This is a genomic window from Gordonia aquimaris, assembly GCF_026262595.1.
In the GTDB taxonomy this organism is placed as follows: Bacteria; Actinomycetota; Actinomycetes; order Mycobacteriales; family Mycobacteriaceae; genus Gordonia; species Gordonia tangerina.
In genome coordinates this window covers 267,804-293,905 of the sequence record NZ_JAPKFM010000001.1, presented here as the reverse complement: position 1 = coordinate 293,905, position 26,102 = coordinate 267,804, and the positions used below count along the sequence as shown (strand labels likewise).

Here is a 26,102-nt window from a genome sequence, read left to right as displayed (position 1 = left end):
ACGATGCCGGGACGACGGTCCATCGCCCGAATACGTCGGCATGACCGCAAGGAGATGCGGGCGCCCATGCCGCTGACCCGAGCTGTGTCGTTGACGACGCGTGTGACTCTGCTGTCGGCTACCGTCGTGCTCGTCTCGGTCAGCCTGATGGCCGCGGCCGCCTACTTCGTCGTCTACCGCGCGATGTACAACGAGGTCGACTCGCAACTGGAGAGCCGCGCCGACGGCATGACGGTACTCGCCAAGACCGGCCTGCTCAACGAACGACCCGAATCGCTGGTCACCGGCACGGTGTTCTCCACCAACATCTCCCTGGCGCTCGTGCACCCCGACGGCAGCACCTACCTCATCGGGGATGTGCCCTTCGAAGACGTCGAGCGCAGCATCGCGCGGTCGACGCCGCGGCCGGTCAACAACATGCAGAGCCTACGGACCGTGGACAACCAGCGGGTGCTCGCCCGCAAGCTCGCCGACGGCAACACCTTGGTGTTGGCACAGAGCTTGCTGCACACCGATCGGGTCCTCAAGAGGCTGGCCTGGGTTTTGTTGGTCGTCGGCGGCGGTGGTGTCGCACTGGCCGCGCTGGCAGGCACCACCGTTGCACGAGCTGGTCTGCGGCCGGTGGCCCGCCTGACCCGCGCTGCCGAGCGGGTCGCGCGCACGCAGGATCTGACGCCCATCCCGGTCTCGGGCAACGACGAGTTGGCGCGCCTGACCGAGAGTTTCAACACGATGCTGCGCGCCTTGGCCGATTCACGTGATCGGCAGGCCCGGCTGGTGGCCGATGCGGGTCATGAGCTGCGGACGCCGCTCACCTCCCTGCGGACCAATCTCGAGCTGCTGATCGCCGCGAGTGAGCCGGGGGCACCCGCGATGCCGCCGCAGGACATGATCGAGCTGCGCTCGGATGTGATGGCCCAGATCGAGGAACTGTCCACGCTGGTCGGAGATCTCGTCGACCTCGCCCGTGAGGACGCGCCGGAGGTGGTGCACGAGGAGGTCGATCTCGTCGAGGTGATCACGCGATCGTTGGACCGGGTGCGTCGCCGCCGAACCGACGTGGACTTCCACACGACGGTGACGCCGTGGTTCGTCTTCGGGGAAGAACACGGCCTCAATCGGGCAGTGCTCAACGTGCTCGACAACGCCGCGAAGTGGAGTCCGCGTGGTCGGCCAGTGCTGGTGAGCCTGAGTCAGATCGACGCGAACACAGCAGAACTCACGGTGGCCGACGCCGGGCCAGGGATCCCCGAGGAGGACCGGGAATTGGTGTTCGAACGGTTCTACCGATCGACCCAGTCGAGGTCGATGCCCGGTTCCGGTCTGGGCCTGGCGATCGTTCGTCAGGTGGTCACTCGCAACGGCGGAAGTGTGCAGGCCGAGCAATCCGATCTGGGCGGAACCCTGATCCGGATGACCTTGCCGGGAAGTCCCACCCCTGAGGAACCTTCTCCGCTGATCGTTCGTCAATAAGGGTGACGGTCGCGGCCGCGCAGACCGACCGGCATTCGGTCATCGACCCACCACCTCGATCACTTAGGGTTGAGGGCCAGGGTCGTCGCGAGCCGAGACCTGCACATCGATCGGGACACCCGCCGCCGCGGCGAGGTACGAGAGAGCTGAGGACCAGGACATGACCAGTGGCGGTTCGCACGGCGATCCGTATGGCACCGGACACGGTTCGGGCCACAGGGCGCACGCCGCTCAAGGTTCTGATCCCGACCGGGGATACGGAGCCGGGCCGTACGCATCACCGTCGCCGTATGGGCCTGCCGCGCAGGACCCGGGCGGTTATGGGCACCACGCCGCCGCGTCCTCCCCGCAGACGAACCCCTATGGCGGGCCGCCGACGAACCCGTATGAGCAGAACCCATACGGCCAACCTGTCTACACTCAACCGGCCTACACTCAACCGGCCTACACTGCGCCGGCGTACACGCAGCCGACGACCGGTCAGCTGCCTGCGCAGCCGTATCCCGGCCCCGGGGTCGGCGGATCGCCGCCCGCGGGGCCAGCTCCTGAGAAGAAGTCCGGAGGCGGCAAGGCGGCACTGGTCGTCGGCGCGTTGGTGCTGGCACTGGTGGCAGGTGGGATCGGCGGTGTGGTCGGTGCCAATGTGCTCGACGACAGCTCGTCGTCGGCGCACAACGGCCCGCTGGGTGGTGACCCGAACAGCAGTGACCAGGGCGTGGTGCCGGCCCCGGCCGGATCGGTTCAGGAAGTCGCGGCCAACGTGTTGCCCTCGGTGGTGTCCATCATCGTGCGGTCCGGCAATGCCGAGGGCGGCGGATCCGGGGTAATCCTGTCCGAGGACGGGGTCATCATGACCAACAATCACGTGGTCTCCGAGGCCGGTGCCGCCACCGCGAGTCAGGTGCTGGTGATCTTTTCGGATGGCACGCGCGCTCCGGCTCGCGTCCTCGGTGCCGATCCCATTTCCGACATCGCCGTCATCAAGGTGGACAAGAGCGGTCTCAAGCCGATCACCGTGGGCACCTCGAACAACCTCGCCGTCGGACAGGATGTGATCGCGATCGGCGCGCCGCTGGGCCTGGAGGGCACCGTCACCACCGGCATCATCAGTGCGCTCAATCGGCCGGTGTCGACCTCGCGCGAATCGGGTACCACATCGGTGATCGACGCGATCCAGACGGACGCGGCCATCAACCCTGGCAATTCGGGTGGCGCGTTGGTCAACGCCAAGGGGGCGCTCATCGGGGTCAACACCGCGATTGCCACCCTCGGGGCGTCCGCCGAGCAGCAGGGCGGCAGCATCGGCCTGGGTTTCGCCATTCCCATCGATCAGGCGAAGCGGGTGGCCGATGAGCTGACCGAGACCGGCCAGGCCACCCAGGCAGGCCTCGGCGTGTCGGTGCGGGCCAACACCGAGGTCGACCAGCCCGGCGCCTACATCTCCGATGTGACCGCGGGGGGCCCGGCGGACAAGGCGGGTATCCCGCAGGGCGCGGTGGTGACCAAGGTCGACGACCGCAACGTCGCCAGCGGCGACGCGCTGGTCGCGGCCATCCGGTCGCACGCCCCGGGGGACACGGTCACCATCACCTATGTCATCAACGGGCAGACGAAGACCACTCAGGTCACCTTGGAGACCTTGCAGGTCGGGTGACGCCCGGAGCACGATCTTCCTGAACGGGAGCAGAAAGGCAGACAATGAGCGACACCGGATCCACCGCCATCGACCCCGACGACGTGGTCGCCGCAGACGCGGCTGCCCGTGAGTTCGTCGCACGTCATCGTGACGACGACATCCGGCCCACCGAGAGCGGCGACGAGATCGGGCGCGCACTGGTCGTGGTCGTGGATGATCGCGCAGCGCACGGGGAGGAACAGAGTCTGCTGGGGCCACTCGTAGGTGAGTTGCTGGCCGAGGCCGGGTTCCACGTGGATGCCACCGTCGCCGTCTCGGGTGACGAGGTGGAGATCCGTAATGCGCTGAACACCGCGGTGATCGGCGGCGTGGATCTCGTCGTGTCCGTCGGCGGGGTCGGCGTGGGTGCGCGCGACGTCACGCCGGAGGCCACCGAGCCGCTGCTCGACCGGCGTCTGCGCGGCATCGAGGAAGCGGTGCGCAGTTCTGGTCTGGCAGCGGGTTCCGCGGACGGGGGGCTCTCCCGCGGGTTGGCCGGCATCTCCGGTCAGACCCTGGTGGTCAACCTGTCCAACTCGCGCGCCGCCGTCCGCGACGGGATGGCGACCGTCGCCCCGCTGGCCAAGCACGTGATCGAGGAAATCAGCGAGTTCTAGAGTCGACGCCGATTCCTCCTGTCCAGACCCGTGAACGGCGATGTGGAACAGTCACCGGATCCCCAAGAGACCGGCGGTTCCGGCGATGAACCACGTCGCCGGTCCGGCTGGCGTGCCCGTCGGCGGATCGACGACGTGTTCGGTACCGATCTCCCGGACGTGACTTCCGACGAGTGTGAGGAAGGTCACAAGGGGGTAACGCGCGATTGGTATGAGGTGAATCGTCCCCCTCATTGGGAATAAGCGAGCCACCTGCGACATAGCCGACCCAGCGTGTTTTCCCTCCGTTAACATTCTCATATCTAGCGATGGCGAATGTGAAGTTCAAGATCGGCAGTGTGGAACCTGAGACACGGCTGAACGTAGCTGTTGCCCCGCTGGATATCGCTCCGATAACGTTCGCAACGACGAAGCGCGCGGTGCACTCGAGGGGGCACCGACGGGGAGTCCTGCGATCTGTCGCGAGTGACGACGCAGCAGTGACCAGGGGTGTGCGGAAGGTGACTTCCAGCGAACCGAAACCGACATGGGTTCGGTTGCGGGGCGGGGGTCCGCAGCCCACGAGGGTCGACCCGTGCGTACAGAGGTGTGCGCTGCGGGGCAACAACCGAATCCTGTGAGAGGGAACGAATGAGCAAGTTCAGCAAGCTTGGGCTGCGTCGCGCGGCCGGTGCATGCGCAGTTGCCGCAGTGGCGGCTGTCGGCCTGGCCGGTGTGGGGGCGGGCACTGCAGCAGCAGCTCCGCTGGCCAACGGCAGCAAGGTCATCGAAGGAATCGACGGTGAGCGGGTCTTCACCCAGCGCACCGGCGAGTCGCAGTACTCGGTTGCGCGTGTTGCTTACAACGGCGGCCTCGGACGCACCGCGCTGATCTCGGGCCTGTACAAGGCACAGGCCAGTGCCGGCGTCGGAGGCAACCTCAAGGTCCAGATCCTGGCCGGCTGCCAGATCGACGTCAGTGACATCGGAGCCAGTGGCTCCGGCGGCATCACCCTGTCGGCCACCCCGTCGATCTCCATCAGCGGTGGTCTGATGTTCCCGATCAGGCCGGGCGAGGCAGCACTCTACGACGTCACCGACAAGGACCTCTCGGACAGCGGTCTGGCTCAGATCCAGCTCCAGGATTTCGAGATCACGTTCCCCAACTGTGGCGGTTACGCATCGGCACGCAGCGTCACCAAGGTGATCGCGGCCAAGGGTTACGAGGTCAGTGACGACGATGACGTCGCCACCGGCGAAGGCACCCTCATGCAGTCGACGCTGTACGGCCAGCCGTTCTTCGTCAGCTGACCGGTAGCAGATACCAGCCACAACTCTCGAGACTTATCTGCTCCGCGCAGATCGACCTTCCACTAAGGGGAATCATGAAGAACATCATCACGCGTCGCGCAGCCGCGGCCGCCGGTGTCGCCGGCGTCGCGGTGATGGGCGTGACCAGCCTCGGCGCCGGTGGCGCCGCGGCGGCTCCGGTGCCGAACACCACCATCACCAAGACCCTCGTCGATGGCACCCCCGTCACGATCCAGCTGTTCGGCCAGAACGCCAACATCACCCAGCCGCTCATCCCGTTCCCGACCACCCGTGAGGTCTGGGTGTCGGGCAAGGTCCGCGTCACCGTCGGTGGCGAGGCCGAAGGCGGCACCGTGTCCGCCGGTTACATCGTGGGCTGCCAGGTCAGTGTCGGACTCGGCGCCGAGGGTGGCGTCACCGGCGGTGCTGAGGCGACCCCGAACACCGACGGCGGCGTTGACGTCGCTCCGGACGGTGCGGGCACCGCAGGCGCCAGCATCTCGCTCGGCCCGGGTGAGGCCGGCTACGTGCCGATCGTGCAGGAAGCCGACAGCGACGATGACGCCGTCAACTCCTACACCTTCACCGGCAATCGTGGCGGTGTCGCCTACAGCCAGGAGAAGTTCGGTGTGACCGGCTGTGGTGGTTACGCCGAGGCCAAGGCCAAGATCAAGGTCACGGTCAGCACCGACTCGGTCAAGGGTGTCATCACCCTGTACGGCCAGCCGTTCAGCCTGGGCTGATCGCATCGGGGTCCGCGATCGCGGACACCACAAACATTCCGCAAGGGGCGGGATCGGGTAATCCGATCCCGCCCCTTGCGCGTCTGCGTTGCCGGACTTCCGGCGCAGATCAGCTCCCGAAGAACGGGAACGGGAAGAAGGGCTGCGGCTGCTGGCGACGACGCGGCTGGGGGCTCGGCGTGCGACGTGTGGAGCGATTGTTGGTGCGGCCCTTCTGGCCCGGCTTCTGCGGCATGCTGGTGCAACCTCCGTGTCGATTGTTTGTTGTCGGTGTCGGCGGATGTCTCCGTCGACTCCTGCGACAGTAGGGAGGCAACCTTGTCGTCGGCTGCCGGATCGGCTGTCAATGAGCTGGGAAGCCGATGCGGGTGCCCCGCAACGACTTCGGGCCGCGCTCGAGGAGAGCGCGGCCCGAAGTCGTTGAGGTTTCAGCGGGAGTGACGTCCCGGTGCATCCGGCGGCGGGTACTCGCCGGGGAATTGTCCCTGTTGCGGATGGCTTCCCGGCGGGTAGGTGCCCTGCGGATAGCCGCCAGGAGGGTAGTTCCCCTGCGGAAAACTGCCCGGCGGCGGATACGACCCCGGTGCGGGTTGCGGTGTGGGATACGGCGGATTGGTGGCCGGGCGGGACTGGGCTTCCACGGCTGCCGGCGGGGGAGTGGTGAGTCGTTGTGTCGCACCGGGTTCCGCGCGATCAGACGGTGCGCCCGGCTCCCGCAGATGCTCGGGCAGATCGCTCTGGGCCTCTTCTTTGGCCTTCGATGTGCCTTCCGGATCGAGCAGATCCCGGATCTCGGTGAGCAACGAGACCTCGCTGACCTCCGACTTCTTCCCGAATCCGCCGAGCTCGGAGAGCTTGTTGTACGGCACGATGATCAGGAAGTACACGACGGCCGCGATGATCAGGAAGTTGATGACCGCGGTGATGAGGGCGCCGATGTTGACGAAGGTCGAGGGGTTGTCGGTGATCTGGAAGCCGAGACCCTCGGCGGCGTCGGTCCCGATCGGAATCGCGTTGATCAGCGGCTGGATGATCTGATCGGTGAAGGCGGAGACGATGGCAGTGAAAGCCGCTCCGATGATGACCGCGGTGGCCAGCTCGACGACATTGCCCTTGAGTATGAAGTCCTTGAAGCCCTTGAGCACGGTGTGCGGTCCTCTCGTGTTCAGTTCCCGCTCTGTCCGGTATTCACTTCGCTTGCAGGTCAACGGTCATGAGTGCGCCAGACGCAGGCCGCGTTCGGCAAACCTATCCAGGATCGTAAACGACCATTGCACTGTTTCGCCGGAAGCGCGCCGTTTTGGCAGGTCAGTGCACGACGACGGTGAGTGGGCCATCTAGTCCGGCGGCGGCGACCTGGTGGGCGTCGCCCTCGTCCATGGCCAGCAACACGGGTCGACCGGGTCCGCTCCCCGGGGAGAGTGCGCTGGCGCTGCCCGGCCCGACGGTCAGGGCGACGATCGCGCCACGGGCGAGCACAGCGCTCGGCGCGGAGTCGTTGTCGCGCACGGTGAGTACGTCCACGACGTCGCCTTCGCGTAGTAACGATGCGACCGTGTCGTCGGCGAGCGCGACGGGCACCAGCCGCGCGTCCCGCCGTCCGGTGAGTTGTGTGGGCAGGTGTGCGGACAGGAGTCGGACGTCGGTGAGGATCTCGCCGCCGCGGACACGCCCCACCAGGGTGCGACCGATGGCGTCGGCAGTCATTCGCAATGCGCCTGTCGGGACCAGTCCACCCGGCGCGCTGGTCACGGTCAGGTCTTCGGGAGCGACGGTGTGTCCCGGGAGCAGATCGTGAGCCGCCACCACCACCGCGCGCGATTCGTCGCTGCGATGATCCACGACAGCCGTGATGATCGCGGCGATCACCAATGCTGTCGACACCGCCCTGCGGATGATGATCGACCGAGCCCACCCTGGATGCGTCAGATGTCGTACGCGGTCGACAAGGCGAGGGGACAGTTCGCTGCGGAACAAGGCCGGCATGCGGTCACGGTAGGCCCGCCGGTCCCGCGACCCGCGGGCTCGACAGGGATCTGTGGACAGCGGCCGCACCGTTCACAGGTCGCTGCCGCCATCAGGTGACGCGTGCACACCGAGATGGTCACAGCCGGACGCCGATACCCATCGGGGTCGTGGGCCGATTGGACCCGGTTGCAGGCTTCGGGGAGAATGACCCAACGGTGTGCCGGGAAGTCTGGTCGGCTCCTGTCGTCGAGTGGGCAGGGATGTAGTACATGTGTGCCCGGCCTGCGACCGATGACCAGGAGAGTTGATGTCCACAGTTGGTGACCAACATTCGTCCGCCGCCGATCGCTTCCGTCGGTGGATCTCCCTCGACACCCCTAGTGGGGCCCTGTTGCTCATCGCCGCGGTCGTGGCGGTGATCTGGGCGAACTCACCGTGGGAGGCGGCATATCACTCCCTCGCCGAATTCGAGTTCGGGCCGGAGAGCCTGCACTTGCATCTGTCGCTGGAGGAGTGGGCCGCAGACGGACTTCTTGCGATCTTCTTCTTCGTCGTCGGAGTTGAACTCAAACAAGAATTCGTGATGGGCAGCCTCCGCCAACCGAAACAGGCCGGTGTGCCCATCGCTGCGGCTCTGGGTGGGATGGTGGTGCCCGCACTGTTCTACGTCGTGATCGTCGGCGCCGGCGACCCCGACGCACTGAACGGCTGGGCCATCCCGACGGCAACCGACATCGCTTTCGCGCTTGCCGTGCTGGCGATCTTCGGGCGCGGGCTGCCGCTGGCGCTGCGTACCTTCTTGCTCACCCTGGCCGTGGTGGACGATCTGCTGGGCATCACCATCATCGCGACCTTCTATACCGAGACCATCGACTTCCTGATGTTGGTGATCGCGCTCGCGCTGGTCGTGGTGTTCGCGTTCCTCGTGCGGATGCGGAAAACCCACTGGTGGATGCTCATCCCGGTCGCAGTGGCCGCGTGGGGATTCATGCACGCCTCGGGCGTGCACTCGACGGTCGCCGGGGTTCTCCTCGGTTTCGTGGTGCCGGCCAAATATGTGCACGGAGAGAAGGAATCGCGCACGCACCGGTTCGACGACGCGGTACGACCCGTGTCGTCGGCGGTGGCGCTGCCGATCTTTGCCTTCCTCGCCGCGGGGGTCACCGTGGTGGGTACCGATGCCGAGCTCATCCAGCCGGTGTCGATCGGGATCTTCCTCGGCCTCGTGGTGGGCAAGTTGATCGGTGCGATGGGGGTGACCGCGCTGATGACTCGGTTCACACCGCTGCGGTTGCCCGACTCGATCGGGGTGCGTGACCTGCTGCCGGTCGGTTTCCTGACCGGGATCGGCTTCACCGTGGCGTTGCTGATCGACGAGCTGTCCTTCGTGGACACCGATCCGCACGCCGAAGCCTCCAAGACCGCGATTCTGGTCGGCTCGCTGGTCGCGGCGACCTTGGCCGCGTTGTGGCTGCGGTGGGACGCGCGGCAGACACGTGCGGCGGATATGAACCGGGACAACGTGCCCGACCGCGACATCGACGTCATCGGCGGCTGACCTCCCACCGGCTCGCGCCGGCGGAACCCTTTTTCTCGCCGACGGAACCCTCTTTCTCGCCGACGGCACCCGCGGCCGCGCCGACGGCACCCGTGGCTGCGCCGACGGCACCCGTGGCTGCGCCGGTGGAACCCACCATGCCGTTGACCGAACCTGCAATTGCGTCGACGGAACCCACATGCCTGCACCGTCGACGACGAGCCACCATCGAACTCCCGCAGGTCCTCACCGTGTCCCGCAACGACAACGGCCGTCTACCTCGTGAGGTAGACGGCCGTTGATTCGTCGGTCGATGGCCCGTTGGGCGCTCAGGGAGCGTCGGCAGTCTCGCGGGTCTTGCCCGTGACCGGGTCGTAGTTCTCCCAGAAGGTCGCGCCCATGATGCCGAGCGCTTTCGGATCGAAGGTTGGGTCCTGGCCCAACTTCTGCTGACGCTCGTAGTCGCGAAGCGCCTTGAAGGCGGGCTGTTGCAAGATGATGATGCCCACGATGTTGAGCCAGGCCATCAACCCGACGCCGATGTCGCCCAGTGTCCAGGCCTCCGACGCGGTCGACACGCATCCGATGACCACCGACACCAGGATCAGCGCCTGCAGCAGTAGTGTCAGGTTGGCGCCGAGCGTGCTACGCAGTGGCTTGATCTCGATCGTCGCAGCCTTGCCCATGAGGAACCGCAGGTTGGTCTCGGCCATGTAGTAGTAGGCGATGATCGTGGTGATGCAGAAGAACAGCAGCGAGATCGCCACGAACGAGGAACCGGCGCCGCCCCAGAACGAGTCGAAACCGGTCTGGACGAAGGTCGGGCCCACTGCCACGTCGGCCGGCAGGATGCCGCCCTCGGCGATGACCGAACCGTCGGCGGATTCACCTTCGAACACCCGGTAGGCACCGGTGGACAGGATCAGGAACCCGGTCGCGGTGCAGATGAACAAGGTGTCGACGTAGACCGCGAACGCCTGGACCAGTCCCTGCTTGGCCGGGTGTGAGACCTCGGCGGCGGCCGCTGCATGCGGGCCGGTGCCCTGACCTGCCTCGTTCGAGTAGATACCGCGCTTGACGCCCCACATGATCGCCGAGCCCACGATGGCGCCGAACGCCGCATCCGCTCCGAAGGCGCTCGCGAAGATCGTGCTGATGACGTTGGGAACCTCCGAGGCATTGAGAGCCACGATGATGATGGCGAAGAAGATGTAGAGCACGGCCATGAACGGCACCACGATCGAGGCGAAGCTGGCGATGCGTTTGACCCCGCCGATGATGACGAACGCCAACACGATCACCGACCCGACCGCCACGACCCATTCGGAAAGTCCCCAGGCCTCGTTCATGGCGACCGCCATCGAGTTCGACTGGACGCTGGGCAGCAGCAGTCCGCAGGCGAGTACGGTGACCGCGGCAAAGACCAGGCCGTAGACCTTGAATGCGCCGCTCGCGTTGGTGTGGGCCATCGCCCGGCTGAAGTAGTAGGCCGGACCGCCGCGGTACTCGCCGGTCAGTCGGTCCTTGGTCTTGTAGATCTGGCCGAGGGTGCACTCCACGAACGACGTGGACGCACCGAGGAAGGCGACCACCCACATCCAGAACAGCGCACCCGGACCGCCGAAGGCGATGGCCGTGGCGACACCGGCGATGTTGCCGGTGCCGACGCGGCCCGCCAGGGAGATGGTCAGTGCCTGGAACGAGGAGACCCCCGACGGTGACTTCTCGCCGCGGAACATCAGCCGGATCATCTCCGGGATCTGACGAACCTGGACCAGCCGGGTTCGTATCGAGAAGAAGACGCCTGCGGCCAGGCAGAGGAACACCAGTGCGTTGCTCCAGATGTAGCCGTTGATATCGCTGAGAAAATCGCTCATCGGCGGAGTCCGCCCTCTCGGAGTCAGATGACCGGTCCCGGGTCCCCGCACCCGGAGTTCATGTGCGTAACACAATCGCATGTCGACCGGCGGGCCGCACGATGAACGGACATCGTTGGCACTCGGAATGGCGGAGTGCCAAAATCGGTTACACTGTGCAACGATCACTAGTCTTCCGGAGGTTATCGGTGCCCACTTACTCGTATGCGTGCACGGAGTGCGACAACAAGTTCGACATCGTGCAGTCGTTCTCCGACGATGCACTCACCGAGTGCCCGCAGTGCACTGGCCGACTCCGCAAGCTGTTCAATTCCGTCGGCATCGTGTTCAAGGGCAGCGGTTTCTATCGCACGGATTCGCGCAAGTCGTCGTCGGCGAGCGAATCATCGTCGACGTCGGAATCGTCGAGCAGCTCGTCGTCCGGCAGCTCCTCGGATTCGTCGAGCAGTTCGTCGGCGAAGTCCGACAGCACGTCGGCCACGGCGCCGGCCGCGTCCTGACCTGACCTGCTTCCCGCTCCGCGCGGCACAACGCAACGACGGGTCAACCCAGCTCGCGGAACCCACCGTCGGGTGTCAGAGCCCACCGGACACGGACGTCGTGCGGCGCGGCGGGTAATGATTCGACGAGTTCGTCGTCGTAGACCACCGCGATGATCTCGGCGGTCAGCCCGGTCAGCGTCCGGTCGTAATACCCGGCTCCGCGGCCGAGTCGGTTTCCCGTCTTGTCCACGGCATAGGCGGGCACGAAGATGACCGACGCCGCCTCGACGGCGTCGGAGCCCAATCGATGTCCGATCGGTTCCAACAACCCCCAGCGTCCACGCGCCAACGACTCGGCGCCGTCGTAACGCACCCAGTCGAGCGCGGTGGGTTCGCCTGCCGGTACCGCCGGCACGATGACGGACACCCCGCGGTCGATGAGCGCGTCCAGCAGACCCGGTGAGCCGGGCTCGGCGCCGAACGGGACATAGGCGGCGACGGTGACGTCGTACTCGAGCCGGAAGGGTGCCGATGAGACCCATCCGGCCAGGTTGTCGGCCGCCTGCTTGCGTGCCGCGAACGGTCGCGCCACCCGGCGCTGTTCGAGTTCGGCTCGCAAACGTCTCTTGGTGGATCGCACCCGACCGCCCTCTCCTCGTCCGCCTCGTCGGACCACGCCGTGAAACATCGCACCCGGGAATCTGCTGGCCACACGACAGGATGTTGCCGGCAAACAGCACTAGGGTGGTCGCATGAGCACCAGTGACGTGAGCCAGAATACCGACGTGTTCACCGAATACGAATCCGTGCCCAACACCCCACCGATCCCGCGAACCGCGGTGGTTCCCGCAGCGGGTCTGGGTACGCGGTTTCTTCCAGCAACCAAAACCGTTCCCAAAGAGTTGTTGCCGGTGGTGGACACTCCCGGAATCGAACTCGTCGCCGAGGAGGCGAAATCGGCGGGCGCCGAGCGACTCCTGATCGTCACCTCGCCAGGCAAGGACGGCGTGGTCGCGCACTTCGTGGAAGACCTGGTGCTGGAGAACACCCTTGCCACGCGCGGGAAGGCGGCGATGCTCGCGAAGGTGCGCAAGGCTCCCTCTCTACTCGAGGTGGCGTCGGTGGTTCAGGAGAAGCCACTCGGACTCGGACACGCGGTCGGTTGTGTCGAGCCGTACCTGGACGACGATGAGGACGCCGTCGCGGTGCTCCTGCCCGACGACCTGGTGCTGCCGGGCGGGGTGCTGGAAGTGATGTCACGTACGCGACAACGTCGTGGTGGATCGGTGCTGTGCGCGATCGAGGTGCCCGAAGATCGCATCAGCGCATACGGGGTCTTCGAGGTGGAGGACCTGCCCGACGCCAACAACCCGAACGTCAAGCGGCTCAAGGGCATGGTCGAGAAGCCGGCCGCCGAGGACGCGCCGTCGAATCTCGCCGCCGCCGGGCGATACATCCTGGACCGCAAGATCTTCGACGCGTTGCGTCGAATCGAACCGGGCGCGGGTGGGGAATTGCAGCTGACCGACGCGATCGCGCTGCTGATCGAGGAGGGCGAGCCGGTTCACGTCGTGGTCCATCACGGGACGCGGCACGACCTGGGCAATCCGGGCGGGTACCTGAAGGCCGCGGTTGACTTCGCGCTCGATCGCGACGACTACGGGCCCGACCTCCGCGACTGGCTCGGCAAGCGCCTCGCCGACAGCTGACCGACGGCGACGACAGCGCGCCTGCGCCATTCGGCGGCAACCTCCGGCTAATGTCTGGTCAAGTCTGTCAGCCGAGATGGGGCGAGAGGTGAGATGCGTTCGGTCGAAGATCATCTGACCCGGGTGACCGCTGCCGCGGTGGCGCCCCGGCCGGTGCGTGTCGCGATCTCTGAGGCGCAGGGCCTGATGTGTGCCGAAGAGGTGGTCACCGAACGGCCCATGCCCGGCTTCGACCAGGCCGCGATCGACGGCTATGCGGTGCGGGCGGTCGATGTGGACCTGGCCGGCACGATCGCACCCGAAGACATCGAGGACTTCGATCCCGGTGGGGCGGAGCTGGTGGATCTCGAACCCGGCACGGAGATGATCGTGTCCCTGCCGGTGGTCGGGTCGGTGGAACCCGGCGCACGCACACCCACCCGGCTGCAGCCGCGCCAGGCGGTCCGCGTGGAGACCGGCGCGCCGATGCCCACACTGGCCGATGCCGTCGTCCCGCTGCGGTGGACCGACGGCGGCGAGAAGAAGGTCAAGGTCGGCCACGCAGTCGAGAGCGGTGACTATGTTCGCCGGATCGGCGACGACGTGCAGCCCGGCGACGTCGCGGTGCGTGCCGGATCGATCATCGGGCCCGCGCAGGTGGGTCTGCTGGCAGCGGTCGGCCAGGCGCGCGTGATGGTCCATCCGCGGCCGCGGCTGTCGGTGATCTCGATCGGCAGCGAACTCGTCGACATCGATCGTTCGCCGGGGCCGGGACAGATCTACGATGTCAACAGCTACGCCTTGGCGGCCGCGGCCCGCGACGCCGGTGCCGACGTCAACCGGGTGGGCATCGCCGAACGGGAGATCTCCCGAATGCGGGAAGTCGTTGAGGCGCAACTGATCCGGTCCGAGATCGTGGTGATCTGCGGGGCCGTGGGAGGCAGTGCGTCGCGGGCCGTCGCCGAGGCGCTGAGTGATCTGGGTGAGCTCGAGATCCTCCGGGTGGCGATGCACCCGGGGTCGGTACAGGGATTCGGTCGTCTCGGGCGCGACGAGGTGCCGACCTTCCTGTTGCCGTCCAATCCGGTCAGTGCATTGGTCACCTTCGAGGTGATGGTGCGCCCGTTGATCCGGATCGCACTCGGCAAACGTCAGCCGATGCGACGGGTCATCACCGCCCGGACCATCGGACCGATCGCCTCGGTGCAGGGCCGTAAAGGCTATCTGCGCGGCCAGTTGATGCGCGACGAGCGTTCCGGTGAGTACCTGGTGCAGGTGATCGGCGCGTCGCCCACGGGCAGTTCCCACCTGCTCGCCGAACTCGCCGAGGCGAATTGTCTGATCATCGTCGAACCGGATGTGGAGGAACTGGCCATCGGCGATGAGGTCGAGGTCGCGTTCCTGGCGCAGCGCGGTTGACGCGGACATAAACTCACTCTCGTGTTGAGGTGGTTGTCGGGGGCGCAGATCAATCCTGGCTGGCCCGCGACATTGGGTCCCCTGCATACGCAGGCGGGCGCGGTGATGTTGCGCCCGGTCAAGATGCGCGACGCCAAGGCCTGGAGCACGTTGCGCATCCGAAACCAGAACACGCTGATGCCGTGGGAGCCGACCGGGATCGGGTCGTGGGCCGAACGTCACCAACCCAGTGCCTGGCCACCGCTGTACTCGGTGCTCCGGTCGGAGGCCAAACGCGGCAGTGTGTTGCCCTTCGTGATCGAGCTGGACGGCGTCTACATCGGGCAGCTCACCATCGGCAATGTGCAGCGCGGTGCGGTGCGCAGCGCGTGGATCGGGTATTGGGTCGACGCATCACATGTCGGCCAGGGAATCGCCACCGCGGCAGTGGCACTCGGCGTGGATCATTGTTTCGGTCAGGTCGGGTTGCATCGTCTCGATGCCACCGTGCAGCCCGCCAACGTCGCTTCCCAAGCGGTCCTGACGAAGGTCGGCTTCCGTCGCGAGGGCTTGTTGGAGCGCTACATGGACGTCAACAAGCGCTGGCGTGATCACATCCTGTTCGCGTTGACCGCCGAAGAGGTCACCGGCAGTGCCGCAGAGACACTCGTCCGGTCCGGGCGCGCCTCCTTTCACTGAGCCCGGTCGCGGGCGCGGCGGGCTGAGAACGCCCTGTGAATCCGTCGAATGTTCATGGGCCTCGGCGCGTCTGCGCTGGGTGCACTCGCTGCGCGCCTAAATTGTGAGGTGGCGTCGTGTAACCAGAGTGAAAGAAGGGAGAGTCGCATGCCGAACTCAGTCTTGTGGGTCTGCCTCGTGGCCGTATGGCTTTTCGTGCTGGTTCCGATGGTCATCAAGGGCCGACCGCAGATGCGGAAATCCACAGTGGCCGCGAAGGAGACGCGTCTGTTGCACCGCGGCGGGACGCGAACCCGCAGCGACCGTCGACGCTCGGCCGGATCTCACCCGCATGACCCGTCGTGGACGTCGCGGCGCGCGAAGTCCGACGGCGCCGAGTCGGCCACCACGGTCGTCGACGAGGAGGATGACGAGCGGGCCGAAGGCGACCAGTCCGACGTCGAGAACGTCGATTCCGGTCGGTTCGACGCTGACCACGACACGATCTCTGCCGATGCGGACGCCGACGACGACGCAGTCCAGACGACGATGCGGCGCGCGAGGGTGGCCGACACCGTTGCGCCGAGCGTCGACGACACCGACGGTTCCGATATCTCCGCCGATTGCGACCTGGAAGACGAGTCGGACGCGGACCACGATGCCGATCACGACGAGGAGATCACCCTCGACGGAGAATTCGTCGACGCCGAGCGTGACGAGGTCGACGAGGAACTCGACGACGTGGAGGATGCCGAGATCGCCTCGATGGAGGAGATGGCGACCGGGGAGCACGAGCCGGCCGACCTGGATGACGGTGACCTGGAGGACTCGGCTGACGATTACGAGTTCGACGACGAGTTCGTGGACAGCGATTCCGAGTTCGCGACCGACGACGCCGATGACGCCGATGACTACGAAGATGATTACGACGTGGACGACGAGTATGGCGCCGACGACGAGTATGACGAGGCCGGGTTCGACGACTCGGACGCCGACGACTCGGACGCCAACGACCATGACGCCGACGACTATGACGCTGACGACTATGCGGACGCCGACGAGTACGAGGATCTGGCGGATGACGTCGAGACCGACCGCGACGGTGTGGCCGAGGCACCCGCCCGTTCCCGGCGGCGAAGCGCGGATACCGCTTCGCGGTCGCGACGACGTTCGGTGTACTCGCCGGATGCCCGCCAGTCCGAACTCCGCTACCGGGAACGTCAGCGTGTTCTGATCGGATTGCTGACGCTGCTGGTGATTGCCGGTGGCGTCGGCTTCTTCGTCGGGTTACCCGGCTGGATCGCCACCGGTGTCCTCGCCGTGATGCTCGTGGCCTACCTCGGCTACCTGCGCCGGACCGTCGCGCTGGAGCAGAAGATTCGCGCTCAGCGGGCCGCCCGGGCGCGCCGGTCCGAACGTGAACTCGCGTCGCGTCGGCGTCGGGCCGACGCGGCGGCGGCGTTCGAATCCGCACCGCCGCCGCCCCGGTTGCGGCGACCCGGGGGTGCCACAGTTCTCGAGATCGACGACGAGGACCCGGTCTTCGACCATCTGCCGCCGTTCCAGCGTCGGCGCATCATGCGCGAGGACGACGGCCTCAGGCGGGTCGCCGGCTGATCGCCGCAGGGTGATCGGCGATCCACTTGCGGCCGCGACGCGTTGCCTGCGACAACGCGAGGCGTTCCCCCACATAGGTCACCGGAGCCCCGACCACCGGGATGTAGGCGAGCATCCGCAATGGCAGGACGGGTTGCGGACGTCGATCGAACTCGTCGGAAAGACCGCGCAGGATCGTGGCGATTTCCCAGATCGCGCCGATCAGCGTGGCGCCGTGGTGCTGGTCGGCGTCGTGCGCGTCGGTGTCGGCGCGATCGGCAGCGTGGTCGACCGTGGTGGCCGACATCTCCCGGTTGCACAGCACCGACGCCAGCAGCTGCACCTGGTGGGCGCGGTCGGTGACCCCGTACTCGCGGGCGATGGCGATGAGCACGATGGCCTGATTGGCGAAGCCGAGCACGGAGGCCAACGGAAGTCGACGCGTCCAGCCGCCGAAGACGCCGGGGTAGGCCACGGCCACTGTGTTGACGGTGCCGATCCGATTGACCCACCAATCGGCGCGGTCGTGCATCGAGCGGCGCGTCCAGCCCTGCGTGCCCGGCCAGTCGGCGGCGTCGAGGCCCTGGGCGAGTAGATGCAGCGCGCGTTGTACTCGGGAGTCGGGGTGGGGGTCGTCGTGGAAGGTGTGCTTCTTGAGCCCCAGTGGGTCGCGCCGGGACAGCGTGTCGAGCACCGGGTTGATACCGGCCACGGCCCGGTCGAGCACCCCCGCGACCTGGTCATCGGACATTTTCGCCATGCCGCGAGGTTAGCCCGCTCCCGGGCCGGCAAACATTTCGCCGAGTCCGTGAGCGAGCCGGTTTCGTGGCGGTGCGGTGGTTTGGTTGCAGCGGGGTGTGGGCTGCTAGAGTGGCCAACGGCCGGTCACACGACCGCCCGGGGCTATGGCGCAGTTGGTAGCGCGACTCGTTCGCATCGAGTAGGTCAGGGGTTCGATTCCCCTTAGCTCCACAGAATCCGCCTTGGAAGCACCCGGCACAGCGCCGCCGCCGACACAATGTCGACGGCGGCTTTGCGTCGGGCGCTTTTGTCTGGAGCATTTCGGTGTCGAGTGCGGTGAGGGTACTCACGCCTGGCCGATCGTCGATCCGCTCCGCCGCGAGCGACGTATATTCTCCGGTGTGCTGTGTGAATTAGTGCCCCGCGCCGGAAGTTCGTTGATGAGTTCGACGTGCAGGCAGTGCGTCGCCTCGTTGGCGTCACCGCCCAGAGGGGCGTGATCTTGGATGGCAGACCGTCGGGGTGACCATACAGGTCAGGGTGACGAGCAGACCGGGCGCCGAGCGATGCTCGTGGTCGCATCCATGGCGCAACCGGTGATCGTTATCGGCGCTGATGGATGCGTCGAGATCGCCAACGCGGCCGCGCGCAGCGTGTTGGATCTGGGATCTGACATCACGAGGGCGCGAATCGACGATGTCGGCCTCGACTTCGCCGCCACCGAGATGTCACCGATCCTCCGGTGCGTACAGGCCGGGGAACCCTTCGACGATCACATCGCCACGATCATCGCGCCGCAGGGACGGCGCTGGCTGTCGTGCAGCGGCCGCCAGATCGCGCACGACGGGACGCTCGCGGCGGTGGTCACGTTCACCGATATCACCGAACGTCACCAGGAAACCGCTCGACTCGAGTGGGACGTGAGTCGATTCGAATGGCGGGCGTTTCACGATGATCTGACGGATCTGCTGAACCGCGCAGGCACACTCGCCGCCATCGGCGATCACTTGGCGACGCGTTCGGCGCCGCAGGACAGCGTGGGCGTGTACTACGTGGATCTCGATGGTTTCAGGGTGATCAACGATTCGCTGGGGCGGACGGTCGGCGACGACATCCTCACCGCGGTGGGCGGCCGGTTGCGGGACGCCTTGGGCACCGATGCCGCCATCGGCCGACTCGGTGGCGATGAGTTCGTGGTGGTCGAGCTCATCCGCGACGACCTGAGCGCGCGCCTCGAGAACCAGGTCTCGCGCATCCGAGAGCTCGTGGACCAGCCCATTGCGCTCGACGGGCGAACCGAACGGATCACCGCGTCGGTGGGGGTGGCCGTGGCCCGCCATTTGGTGGATGATCCCGCACCGGTAGACATGTTGCGCGACGCCGAGATCGCCTTGCAGGAGGCGAGGACGAACTCGGCCGGCCGGCCGTACACCTCGTTTCGCCCGCAGTACCGTTCGGACCGGTTGCGGCGGCAACGCATCGAGTACGAACTACGGAACTCGGTGAATTCCGACCCCGGCCAGCTGTACTTCGACTATCACCCGGTCGTGGATGTCGGGCGCGGGCACGGGCGGGTCGCGCTGGAGGCGCTGATGCGTTGGCGCCACCCGGAGTTGGGCCAGGTGTCGCCCGGTGAGTTCATCGCGATCGCCCGGCGCACCGATCTGATCGAACAACTCGGAGCACACCTCGTGGACACCACGATGCGTGAGTTCGTCGTGAACGAGCGGACGACCGATGGACTGACGTTGTGTCTGAACTTCACTCGTCGTGAACTGGCCGACCGTCACTTCGTACCGCGCCTGCAGTTGGCGCTCGGTGACGCCGGATTGGACCCCGGCCGCTTGTGCGTGGAGGTCTCCGAGCGAGATCTCGCCGCCGGGGACCGCACGGGCATCCGGGCGACGATGACGTCGATCCGCGACCTCGGATGCCAGCTCGCCATCGATGACTTCGGTACGGGCGGAATGTGTTTGAGCGACCTATACCAAATGCCCATCACCACCATCAAGACGGCCAAGGCGTTTGTCGACGACATGGAGGACGGCGCGGCCGACGAGGCCGACCGCGCCGAACAGATGTTGACCGGCATCGCATCCGCCGCGCACGCGTTGGGGATCACGGTGATCGCCGAGGGGGTGGAGACGTCTCGGCAGGCTGCGGCGATCGTGCGCGCCGGGTGCGACTTCGCCCAGGGGTTCTTCTACGCCTTCCCGCAGCGGCTGGTCGACATCGACTGAGTGTGGTCAGTGCACCAGGATGCGCCGCGCAAATCCATTCAGGTGTCTGCGCAAGGTGGCAATTCGCTGTTGCCGAACCGCTTCGGGGTCGTCGCCGGCGAAGATCGCCGACGGCCTGGTCCGAACGTTCGCCGAACACTCGAACCGCGAACACATGAGAATGCCCACCGTGTCGCCTTTGCGCCCCGCGGCTCCGGCGAGTTTGGCGCTGTAGAACGACACTTCGTTGGGCAGGTGGACATCTTGGCAGAACGAGCATTGCGGCCGGGTTCGTGGTTGCCGACCGCCCAGGCGCAGCATGATTCCGACGTCGGTGTCGTCGTGTGGAATGACGAGATAGCCGACCTGCGGCAGTTTCGGATCCCGCCAACCCAGGAAATCCATTTCCTCCCAACGCAATTCGGCATAACCGAGGGGCAGGCTCAACGCCTTGCGTTCGCGGACCGAGGCGTTGACGAGCGAGGAACGGATAGCGGATTCGGTAAGTGCATACATGTGTATCGATGACCTCATGTCGTGGGGTGTGAAGGCATGCGTCTGCCGACGTGGTCCGAGCGGAGTCACGTCGACGGGGCAGGGCGGTCAGTTGTCGGCGCGCACGACGCCGGCAACCTCCGCACACCCGGTGGGCAACGACACGAATGAGTACACGGTGGGTCATCGTCGTCGTCGACGGTTGAGGTGTCAACGTCATTTCGGCTGCCGCGCATGTCACCAGGAGCAACAGGCATGACGCGCATCACGATGATTTGGCCGGGTCGACGGGCCTCGCGTAGCCTGGTCTCATTGATGCACCGATCAGGTGCGGTCAACGCGTCGTAGAACGCTTCTTCGACAGGCTTCAAGCGCCTGCTCTTTGACTTCATACGGCGAACGAACACGCACAGATGCGTCTTCGCCATCCGACCCCGACCCGCGGTCTGACGCTGCTCGGTGTCCACAGAGAAAGACGGACCTTGTCCACTACTTTTGCTTCACTCGGCGTACCTGCCGAACTCGTCCGTGTCCTCGCTGCCGAGGGCAAGACCGAGCCGTTCCCGATCCAGGCCGAGACCCTCGGCGACACCCTGGCCGGCAAAGATGTGATCGGTTCCGGCAAGACCGGCTCCGGTAAGACCCTCGCATTCGCCATCCCGATGGTCGCCGGGTTGGCCGAGATGGAGGTCACCCGACGACCGGGCGCACCCACCGGCCTGGTGCTGGCGCCCACCCGCGAACTCGCGACCCAGATCGCCGCGGTGCTCACCCCGTTGGCCAAAGCGCTGAACCTGACCGTGACCACCGTCTTCGGTGGCGTCCGCCAGAATCGGCAGGAGGAGGCGTTTCGCCGTGGGGTCGACATCGTGGTCGCGTGCCCCGGTCGGCTCGAAGACCTGATGGGCCAGGGCATCGTGCGACTCGACGATGTCGAGATCACCGTGCTCGACGAGGCGGATCACATGGCCGATCTCGGCTTCCTTCCCGGTGTCACGCGCATTCTTGCCGCCACCCCGCGCGACGGGCAGCGCATGCTGTTCACCGCCACGCTCGACAACGGGGTCGACAAGGTGGCCAAGCGCTTCCTGAGCAAGCCGACTGTGCATTCCACCGAGGAGACCACGGCTCCTGTTCAGATGACCCACCACGTCTTCGAGGTCGACCCGGGCGCCAAGAACGATCTTGTGCGCGAGCTCGCCTCCGGGCGCGGGCGTCGAATCCTGTTCACCCGCACCAAGCATCAGGCCAAGAAGCTGGCCAAGAAGCTCACCGACGGCGGAATCCCGGCCGTCGACCTGCATGGCAACCTCAGCCAGGCCCAACGCGACCGGAACCTCAAGGCCTTCGGCGGCGACGGGGTCCGCGTGCTGGTGGCCACCGACGTCGCGGCGCGTGGCGTGCACGTTGACGGTGTGGAACTCGTGGTTCACGTCGACCCGCCCGCCGAGCACAAGGCCTACCTGCACCGCTCGGGACGTACCGCACGCGCGGGCAGTAGTGGCGACGTGGTCACCATCTGCCTGCCGGATCAGCGCCGCGACGTCGCGGGACTGCTGCGTAAGGCCAACATCAAGGTGGCGCCGACCCGCGTCGACGCGGCCTCCGTCGAGGTCGACGACCTCATCGGTGCCCGCGCCGAGTTCGTGGCGCCGCAACCCAAGCCGGTGCAGAATCCGCCCCGTAACGCCGCACCCCGTGGCCAGCGCGGCAACGGCGGACGGGGACGTGGGCAGGGCGCGCGTCGCCCGAGTGACGGCCAGCGGCGCCGTGGTGGCGCCGCCCGCCGTGGTGGCCGCGGCGCTGCCACTGCGGGTAGCCGGAGCGGCGCGGGAGCTCGGTAGACCGCGGGGCACCAGCGTCATCCGGACCGTGAGGCCGACCGATCTGCCGGTTCGGCTTCGCGAGAGATCACGCGACGCCGAGCGCTCGCATGCCGGCCGTGACGCCGGCCGCGAGCAGGATCACGATCATCAGGGGTGCCCGGCAGACTGCTGCGACCACGCCGACGGCCACTCCGGCCGGACGGGCCCAGCCGGCGAACTCCTGACCGGCGAACACCGCGCCCGTCACCGCGACGCCGACGAGCAGCAGGATCGCCGCCCGGTCGAGCAACGCGGCCGCGGTCGGGCTCACCTCGTAGCGGTTGCGTAACGCCGGTCCGGCCACCCGGATGAGGTACGTACCGACAGCGAGCAGTGCCGCTCCGGCCAGCAGGTCGATGGTGCTCATGGTGCGTACTCCTGCAGTTGATGGTCGACGGGGGTGCCCTTGGCGGCCGGGGTGCCACGTCTGTCTCCGGGGTCGCGTGCGATCACGGCCAGACCGGCCAAGGCGCACAGGATGGGCACCCCGGCCGGTAGGAGCGGTGTCGCCGCCACGGCTGCTGCTCCGCCGACAAGGGCGGCGCACAGCGTTTTTCGTTCGCGCAGTGCGGGGATGGCGAGTGTGGCGAGCAGTGCGGGGAAGGCTGCGTCGAGACCGAGCGACGCCGGGTCCGCGACGATCTCGCCGATCGCGACCCCGATGGCCGACCCGAGTGGCCAGCTGACCAGCACTCCGGCGCCGCAGAGAAGGAAGGCGGCGCGAGCCCGCCGCTGATCGGTTTCGACGGCCGTGACCGCGGCGGTCTCATCGTTGATCAGGTGGGCGGCGAGCGCTGTCGGCCATCCGCGTGGAAGGAAGCGCCCCATCGACAGTCCGTAGCCGAAATTGCGTGTGTTGACCACCAGACCGGCGAGCGCGGCGAGTAGGGGCGCACCGCCCACCGCGATGATGCCGACGAACACGAACTCCGAGGAGCCGGCGAGGACCACAGTCGCAATGACGACGATCTGCCACCAATCCAGGCCTGCGGAGTGGGCGGTGACGCCATACGACGCGCCGATGACCAGCACGGACATGCTCATGACGAGCACTGTGCGAACAGTGGCACGATCAAGTGTTCTCCGAAGCGAACGCATGTCCACTATAGTGGACCTATGCCAGGTGTTCGTCAAGATGGACGATCGTCCTATGAATCGAACGATCCGACGGATGTTGCTCCGTCGGATCCCAAACGCGTCGTTGCTGCCGCGCTCAAGCGGGAACGGACCCGGGCGGGATTGTCGATCGGCGAACTGGCTCGGCGCGCCCGGATCGGGAAGTCGACCCTGTCGCAGCTGGAGACCGGCGAGGGGAACCCGAGTGTAGAGACGCTCTGGGCACTCTCGACGGCGCTGGGAGTGCAGTTCTCGGCATTGTTGGACACACCGACCCGGTCGGTGGAGGTGATTCGATTCGGCGACGGTCCACTCATCCCGGCTGCCGCAGCCGACTACTCGGCGACCCTGCTGTCGACAGCACGGCCCGGAACGCGGCGCGACCTGTATCTGATCCGTGCGCAGCCGGGTGAGCCGAGAATCTCCGCGCCGCACGCCCGCGGCGTGGTGGAACTGGTGGTGATCAGTAGCGGTAGAGCGAAAGTCGGGCCCACCGGCAGCGAGGTGGAACTGGCCGCGGGTGACTACGTGTCGTATGCGGGCGATGTCGAGCACGTGTTCGCCGCGCTCGAACCCGAAACCGTTGCCGTCATGATCAGTGAATCGACCTGATCGCGGAATGATGCCTATCGGCGAAGGATCTGATCACGCCGGTGCGAAGCGGCGGCAGAGGCCGGCGGCCAGCCACGGGCGCGCGCCCCAGGCGAACGCCCGGCCGGTCACGGCCGCCCACGTCGGCGACATCCGTCCGTACGCCGCCAGCATGGCTACCACCGGGTCGACACTGATGTGGACGTCGGGATGGCGCGACTGCGGTGGGTCGATCACGAGTCGGCCGTCGGTGAACTCGTAGACGTACCTTTCGTCGCACCCGCGGAGGCGGATGTCGTAGGTCGCCGAATGTCCGCCGCACGATGACTCCACCAGCCATCGAGGCAGCACCTGATGGCGCCCGCGCGCCACGAGGGGCGCCACCTTCGGGTCGATCTGCCACGACGCGCCGACGGCGGTGGCCACGTCGTGACCGTGGATGAGGAACTCGCCGATAAGGATGCCCAGTGCCGCGTCGGACCGAACCCGTGAATCCGCATCGAAGTTCATCACCGGTACCCGGGCGCCGAAATGTGACACGGCGTAGAGGAGGCGGTCGAGGTCGTCGAGGAATCGCTCGGTAAGCCGATGGATGTCCCGGGTTGACATGTTCGCTATCTGCTTGGCGTTGAAATCGGGTAGGTCCTTGGGCCGGTGCGGCCACGAACCCGTGCCCTCGATCAGTTCGAGGTAGCGGCCCGGCGTGGCGGCCACGTGGCCGAGGCAGTCGACCACGGTCCATCCCGGGGTACTCGTGAGGCGGGCGTCGGGTTCGGCGACGGTCCGCACCAACTCGGCGAAACGTTCCCCCGAATCGCGCGCGGCGTCGATGTAATCGAAGCGCGAGTACATTGTCCTCACCCGTGCACCCCCTGAACAAGTGGATGCCAGGATATCTCGGAACCGTTTGGCGGACAGGGGAATCACGACTGTTCACCTGGAATGTGCGGTGGTGAACTCAATTGCTGTCAGTGATCTGGTGTGCGCCGCCGCAGTGCGAGATCTGGGACAGTTGTCTCAGTCGGTGGTCCCCGATGGCGCTGCCTGCCTCGTCAGATCACCGACTCTTCGCCTCGGGTCGATGCTTCGCCGGACCGCACGACAATCACGCCGACGACGATCAACACACCACCGACGAGTTGCACAGCGGTGGGTAGTTCGGCGAGTGCTGCCCAGGCGAAGGCGACTGCGAACAGCACTTCGGACAGTCCGACGAAACTCATCACCCGCGACCCCAGGCGTCGGCCGGCGGCAATACCCATGGAGTAGGCAACAGCCGCGCTCACCACCCCCAACACGACAGCTGGTACCCACCACGGCATCGACCGGCCGGCGAGCGTGACGTCGAGTGACGACGTCGCCATCGGCAAGACCCCCACCAGGCCGGCCACTGCGAGGATCACCGCACCAACCGTGAGCCCGCCCGCCGCCAGCGTCAACGGCGGTAGCGCGATCCGGTCGTCGGCGGAGATCACGAAGTATGCCGCCGCACCCACCATCGCGATCAGGGCCCACAAGGCACCGATCACGTCGGTGCCGACGTCACCGCGCAGATCGAGCACGAGTGCGAGACCTGCCAGCGCAATCACCGCACCCATGATGGTCAGCCGCCCGGGGCGTTGGCGGTGACGCAGCCACATCCAACCGATGACGGCCACGGGTGCGGTGTACTCGATCAGCAGCGCGACCCCCACCTGTAGGTAGGTCACCGCGTAGAAGTAGGCGAGCTGGCAGGTGGCCACGGCGAGAGCGCCGTAGGCGAGCAGGATCGGCCATGCGTGGCGCATCGCACCCCAGCGGCCGCGCAGTGCGACGACTCCGGGAACGAGAAGAATCGCCGCGCCGAGCGCGATCCGTACGGTCACGGTGGCGCCGGCGGTCCACCCGGCATCGATCATTGCCCGGGCGAGCACGCCGGACAACCCGAAGGCGGCCGAGGAGCCCAGGCCGAGCACCAGACCCGTCGACGTGCGTGACCGGATTGTCACGACACCGGTCGGCGTGCATCATGCCCGGTACGGGGACACCATTGGCTCATCGGCACAATGTAGCG

26 protein-coding genes and 1 tRNA gene are annotated in these 26,102 nt (G+C 66.6%); 15 read left to right on the top strand and 12 right to left on the bottom strand.

The annotated features are described in order from the left end of the window. Positions 1-3 precede the first annotated feature (3 nt). From OSB52_RS01375 to OSB52_RS01355, 5 genes are all read left to right on the top strand, one after another. A complete protein-coding gene (locus OSB52_RS01375; protein ID WP_266059779.1) occupies positions 4-1,473 on the top strand; it encodes a sensor histidine kinase in 1,470 nt (489 codons plus the stop codon). Positions 1,474-1,633: 160 nt separating this feature from the next. Continuing rightward, positions 1,634-3,127 (top strand): S1C family serine protease, encoded by a 1,494-nt coding sequence (locus OSB52_RS01370; protein WP_266059778.1) that lies wholly within the window; start codon positions 1,634-1,636, stop codon positions 3,125-3,127. A 44-nt stretch (positions 3,128-3,171) separates the two neighbouring features. Then, positions 3,172-3,765: a MogA/MoaB family molybdenum cofactor biosynthesis protein gene (locus tag OSB52_RS01365; RefSeq protein ID WP_235724703.1), complete on the top strand. Its 594-nt coding sequence runs from the start codon at positions 3,172-3,174 to the stop codon at positions 3,763-3,765. 630 nt (positions 3,766-4,395) lie between these two features. Continuing rightward, positions 4,396-5,055 carry an MspA family porin gene (locus tag OSB52_RS01360; protein WP_266059775.1) on the top strand — a complete coding sequence of 220 codons (660 nt, stop codon included), beginning with the start codon at positions 4,396-4,398 and terminating at the stop codon, positions 5,053-5,055. A 74-nt stretch (positions 5,056-5,129) separates the two neighbouring features. Beyond that, on the top strand, positions 5,130-5,798 hold the full coding sequence (locus tag OSB52_RS01355) for an MspA family porin (protein WP_266059773.1): 669 nt from the start codon (positions 5,130-5,132) through the stop codon (positions 5,796-5,798). A 109-nt stretch (positions 5,799-5,907) separates the two neighbouring features. Here the strand turns inward: OSB52_RS01355 and OSB52_RS01350 are convergent, their stop codons facing one another. From OSB52_RS01350 to OSB52_RS01340, 3 genes are all read right to left on the bottom strand, one after another. After that, positions 5,908-6,033 (bottom strand): hypothetical protein, encoded by a 126-nt coding sequence (locus OSB52_RS01350; protein WP_266059771.1) that lies wholly within the window; start codon positions 6,031-6,033, stop codon positions 5,908-5,910. A gap of 193 nt (positions 6,034-6,226) precedes the next feature. Further along, positions 6,227-6,943: a large conductance mechanosensitive channel protein MscL gene (gene mscL / locus OSB52_RS01345; protein ID WP_266059770.1), complete on the bottom strand. Its 717-nt coding sequence runs from the start codon at positions 6,941-6,943 to the stop codon at positions 6,227-6,229. A 163-nt stretch (positions 6,944-7,106) separates the two neighbouring features. Then, the gene (locus OSB52_RS01340; RefSeq protein WP_235724699.1) at positions 7,107-7,784 is read right to left on the bottom strand and encodes an SAF domain-containing protein; all 678 of its coding nucleotides are present in this window, start codon (positions 7,782-7,784) and stop codon (positions 7,107-7,109) included. Between the two features lie 289 nt (positions 7,785-8,073). Between OSB52_RS01340 and nhaA the strand changes: the two genes are divergently transcribed. Further along, positions 8,074-9,324: a Na+/H+ antiporter NhaA gene (gene nhaA, locus OSB52_RS01335; RefSeq protein WP_266059768.1), complete on the top strand. Its 1,251-nt coding sequence runs from the start codon at positions 8,074-8,076 to the stop codon at positions 9,322-9,324. Here the strand turns inward: nhaA and OSB52_RS01330 are convergent. Both OSB52_RS01330 and OSB52_RS01325 read right to left on the bottom strand, forming a co-directional pair. Beyond that, a complete protein-coding gene (locus tag OSB52_RS01330; RefSeq protein ID WP_266059767.1) occupies positions 9,311-9,502 on the bottom strand; it encodes a hypothetical protein in 192 nt (63 codons plus the stop codon). The genes nhaA and OSB52_RS01330 overlap by 14 nt on opposite strands. Positions 9,503-9,632: 130 nt before the next feature. Then, entirely contained in the window at positions 9,633-11,180 is a 1,548-nt protein-coding gene (locus tag OSB52_RS01325; protein WP_266059766.1) for an alanine/glycine:cation symporter family protein, read from the bottom strand. A gap of 188 nt (positions 11,181-11,368) precedes the next feature. Between OSB52_RS01325 and OSB52_RS01320 the strand changes: the two genes are divergently transcribed. Further along, positions 11,369-11,680, top strand: coding sequence for an FmdB family zinc ribbon protein (locus OSB52_RS01320; RefSeq protein WP_266059765.1), 312 nt, complete (start codon positions 11,369-11,371; stop codon positions 11,678-11,680). Between the two features lie 43 nt (positions 11,681-11,723). Here the strand turns inward: OSB52_RS01320 and OSB52_RS01315 are convergent, their stop codons facing one another. Continuing rightward, complete coding sequence (locus OSB52_RS01315) at positions 11,724-12,302, bottom strand: 5-formyltetrahydrofolate cyclo-ligase (RefSeq protein WP_235724694.1); 579 nt, start codon at positions 12,300-12,302, stop codon at positions 11,724-11,726. Positions 12,303-12,414: 112 nt separating this feature from the next. Between OSB52_RS01315 and OSB52_RS01310 the strand changes: the two genes are divergently transcribed. The 4 genes from OSB52_RS01310 (at position 12,415) to sepX (ending at position 17,043) form a co-directional block, all read left to right on the top strand. Continuing rightward, positions 12,415-13,371: a UTP--glucose-1-phosphate uridylyltransferase gene (locus tag OSB52_RS01310; protein WP_235724693.1), complete on the top strand. Its 957-nt coding sequence runs from the start codon at positions 12,415-12,417 to the stop codon at positions 13,369-13,371. Between the two features lie 93 nt (positions 13,372-13,464). Then, on the top strand, positions 13,465-14,769 hold the full coding sequence (gene glp, locus OSB52_RS01305) for a molybdotransferase-like divisome protein Glp (RefSeq protein WP_235724692.1): 1,305 nt from the start codon (positions 13,465-13,467) through the stop codon (positions 14,767-14,769). Between the two features lie 21 nt (positions 14,770-14,790). Next, positions 14,791-15,447 (top strand): GNAT family N-acetyltransferase, encoded by a 657-nt coding sequence (locus OSB52_RS01300; RefSeq protein ID WP_235724691.1) that lies wholly within the window; start codon positions 14,791-14,793, stop codon positions 15,445-15,447. Positions 15,448-15,594: 147 nt separating this feature from the next. Then, positions 15,595-17,043, top strand: a complete 1,449-nt coding sequence (sepX, locus tag OSB52_RS01295) for a divisome protein SepX/GlpR (protein WP_266059764.1) — start codon at positions 15,595-15,597, stop codon at positions 17,041-17,043. Here sepX and OSB52_RS01290 read toward each other — a convergent pair. Beyond that, complete coding sequence (locus OSB52_RS01290) at positions 17,024-17,782, bottom strand: hypothetical protein (protein ID WP_266059763.1); 759 nt, start codon at positions 17,780-17,782, stop codon at positions 17,024-17,026. The two genes, sepX and OSB52_RS01290, sit on opposite strands and share 20 nt — an antisense overlap. A 139-nt stretch (positions 17,783-17,921) precedes the next feature. Between OSB52_RS01290 and OSB52_RS01285 the strand changes: the two genes are divergently transcribed. Beyond that, positions 17,922-17,994: transfer RNA gene (locus OSB52_RS01285), tRNA-Ala, on the top strand. Between the two features lie 353 nt (positions 17,995-18,347). After that, positions 18,348-20,003 (top strand): putative bifunctional diguanylate cyclase/phosphodiesterase, encoded by a 1,656-nt coding sequence (locus OSB52_RS01280; protein ID WP_266059762.1) that lies wholly within the window; start codon positions 18,348-18,350, stop codon positions 20,001-20,003. A 6-nt stretch (positions 20,004-20,009) separates the two neighbouring features. Here OSB52_RS01280 and OSB52_RS01275 read toward each other — a convergent pair whose 3' ends face one another. Then, complete coding sequence (locus OSB52_RS01275; RefSeq protein ID WP_266059760.1) at positions 20,010-20,498, bottom strand: FBP domain-containing protein; 489 nt, start codon at positions 20,496-20,498, stop codon at positions 20,010-20,012. Positions 20,499-20,959: 461 nt separating this feature from the next. On the opposite strand from OSB52_RS01275, the gene OSB52_RS01270 reads away from it, so the two are divergent. Continuing rightward, a complete protein-coding gene (locus tag OSB52_RS01270; RefSeq protein WP_266059759.1) occupies positions 20,960-22,321 on the top strand; it encodes a DEAD/DEAH box helicase in 1,362 nt (453 codons plus the stop codon). A 67-nt stretch (positions 22,322-22,388) separates the two neighbouring features. Here OSB52_RS01270 and OSB52_RS01265 read toward each other — a convergent pair whose 3' ends face one another. Together OSB52_RS01265 and OSB52_RS01260 are read right to left on the bottom strand one after the other, a co-directional pair. After that, positions 22,389-22,709: an AzlD domain-containing protein gene (locus OSB52_RS01265; RefSeq protein WP_235726177.1), complete on the bottom strand. Its 321-nt coding sequence runs from the start codon at positions 22,707-22,709 to the stop codon at positions 22,389-22,391. Beyond that, positions 22,706-23,440: an AzlC family ABC transporter permease gene (locus OSB52_RS01260; protein WP_266059757.1), complete on the bottom strand. Its 735-nt coding sequence runs from the start codon at positions 23,438-23,440 to the stop codon at positions 22,706-22,708. Before OSB52_RS01260 ends, OSB52_RS01265 begins: the two co-directional genes overlap by 4 nt. An 18-nt stretch (positions 23,441-23,458) precedes the next feature. Here OSB52_RS01260 and OSB52_RS01255 point away from each other — a divergent pair, with 18 nt between their 5' ends. Next, positions 23,459-24,070, top strand: a complete 612-nt coding sequence (locus OSB52_RS01255) for a helix-turn-helix domain-containing protein (protein WP_235726175.1) — start codon at positions 23,459-23,461, stop codon at positions 24,068-24,070. Positions 24,071-24,103: 33 nt separating this feature from the next. On the opposite strand, the gene OSB52_RS01250 is transcribed toward OSB52_RS01255, so the two are convergent. Both OSB52_RS01250 and OSB52_RS01245 read right to left on the bottom strand, forming a co-directional pair. Next, complete coding sequence (locus OSB52_RS01250; protein ID WP_235726209.1) at positions 24,104-24,901, bottom strand: maleylpyruvate isomerase family mycothiol-dependent enzyme; 798 nt, start codon at positions 24,899-24,901, stop codon at positions 24,104-24,106. Positions 24,902-25,101: 200 nt separating this feature from the next. Further along, positions 25,102-26,037, bottom strand: a complete 936-nt coding sequence (locus OSB52_RS01245; protein ID WP_266059753.1) for an EamA family transporter — start codon at positions 26,035-26,037, stop codon at positions 25,102-25,104. Between the last annotated feature and the right edge of the window lie 65 nt (positions 26,038-26,102).

What these genes read in the sequence shown, in the direction of transcription:
- OSB52_RS01375 (WP_266059779.1), top strand. Translation starts at nt 4, where the DNA reads ATGCCGGGACGACGGTCCATCGCCCGAATACGTCGGCATGACCGCAAG.
- OSB52_RS01370 (WP_266059778.1), top strand. Translation starts at nt 1,634, where the DNA reads ATGACCAGTGGCGGTTCGCACGGCGATCCGTATGGCACCGGACACGGT.
- OSB52_RS01365 (WP_235724703.1), top strand. Translation starts at nt 3,172, where the DNA reads ATGAGCGACACCGGATCCACCGCCATCGACCCCGACGACGTGGTCGCC.
- OSB52_RS01360 (WP_266059775.1), top strand. Translation starts at nt 4,396, where the DNA reads ATGAGCAAGTTCAGCAAGCTTGGGCTGCGTCGCGCGGCCGGTGCATGC.
- OSB52_RS01355 (WP_266059773.1), top strand. Translation starts at nt 5,130, where the DNA reads ATGAAGAACATCATCACGCGTCGCGCAGCCGCGGCCGCCGGTGTCGCC.
- OSB52_RS01350 (WP_266059771.1), bottom strand. Translation starts at nt 6,033, where the DNA reads ATGCCGCAGAAGCCGGGCCAGAAGGGCCGCACCAACAATCGCTCCACA.
- OSB52_RS01340 (WP_235724699.1), bottom strand. Translation starts at nt 7,784, where the DNA reads ATGCCGGCCTTGTTCCGCAGCGAACTGTCCCCTCGCCTTGTCGACCGC.
- nhaA (WP_266059768.1), top strand. Translation starts at nt 8,074, where the DNA reads ATGTCCACAGTTGGTGACCAACATTCGTCCGCCGCCGATCGCTTCCGT.
- OSB52_RS01325 (WP_266059766.1), bottom strand. Translation starts at nt 11,180, where the DNA reads ATGAGCGATTTTCTCAGCGATATCAACGGCTACATCTGGAGCAACGCA.
- OSB52_RS01310 (WP_235724693.1), top strand. Translation starts at nt 12,415, where the DNA reads ATGAGCACCAGTGACGTGAGCCAGAATACCGACGTGTTCACCGAATAC.
- glp (WP_235724692.1), top strand. Translation starts at nt 13,465, where the DNA reads ATGCGTTCGGTCGAAGATCATCTGACCCGGGTGACCGCTGCCGCGGTG.
- sepX (WP_266059764.1), top strand. Translation starts at nt 15,595, where the DNA reads ATGCCGAACTCAGTCTTGTGGGTCTGCCTCGTGGCCGTATGGCTTTTC.
- OSB52_RS01290 (WP_266059763.1), bottom strand. Translation starts at nt 17,782, where the DNA reads ATGGCGAAAATGTCCGATGACCAGGTCGCGGGGGTGCTCGACCGGGCC.
- OSB52_RS01280 (WP_266059762.1), top strand. Translation starts at nt 18,348, where the DNA reads ATGGCGCAACCGGTGATCGTTATCGGCGCTGATGGATGCGTCGAGATC.
- OSB52_RS01275 (WP_266059760.1), bottom strand. Translation starts at nt 20,498, where the DNA reads ATGTATGCACTTACCGAATCCGCTATCCGTTCCTCGCTCGTCAACGCC.
- OSB52_RS01265 (WP_235726177.1), bottom strand. Translation starts at nt 22,709, where the DNA reads ATGAGCACCATCGACCTGCTGGCCGGAGCGGCACTGCTCGCTGTCGGT.
- OSB52_RS01260 (WP_266059757.1), bottom strand. Translation starts at nt 23,440, where the DNA reads ATGCGTTCGCTTCGGAGAACACTTGATCGTGCCACTGTTCGCACAGTG.
- OSB52_RS01255 (WP_235726175.1), top strand. Translation starts at nt 23,459, where the DNA reads ATGCCAGGTGTTCGTCAAGATGGACGATCGTCCTATGAATCGAACGAT.
- OSB52_RS01250 (WP_235726209.1), bottom strand. Translation starts at nt 24,901, where the DNA reads ATGTACTCGCGCTTCGATTACATCGACGCCGCGCGCGATTCGGGGGAA.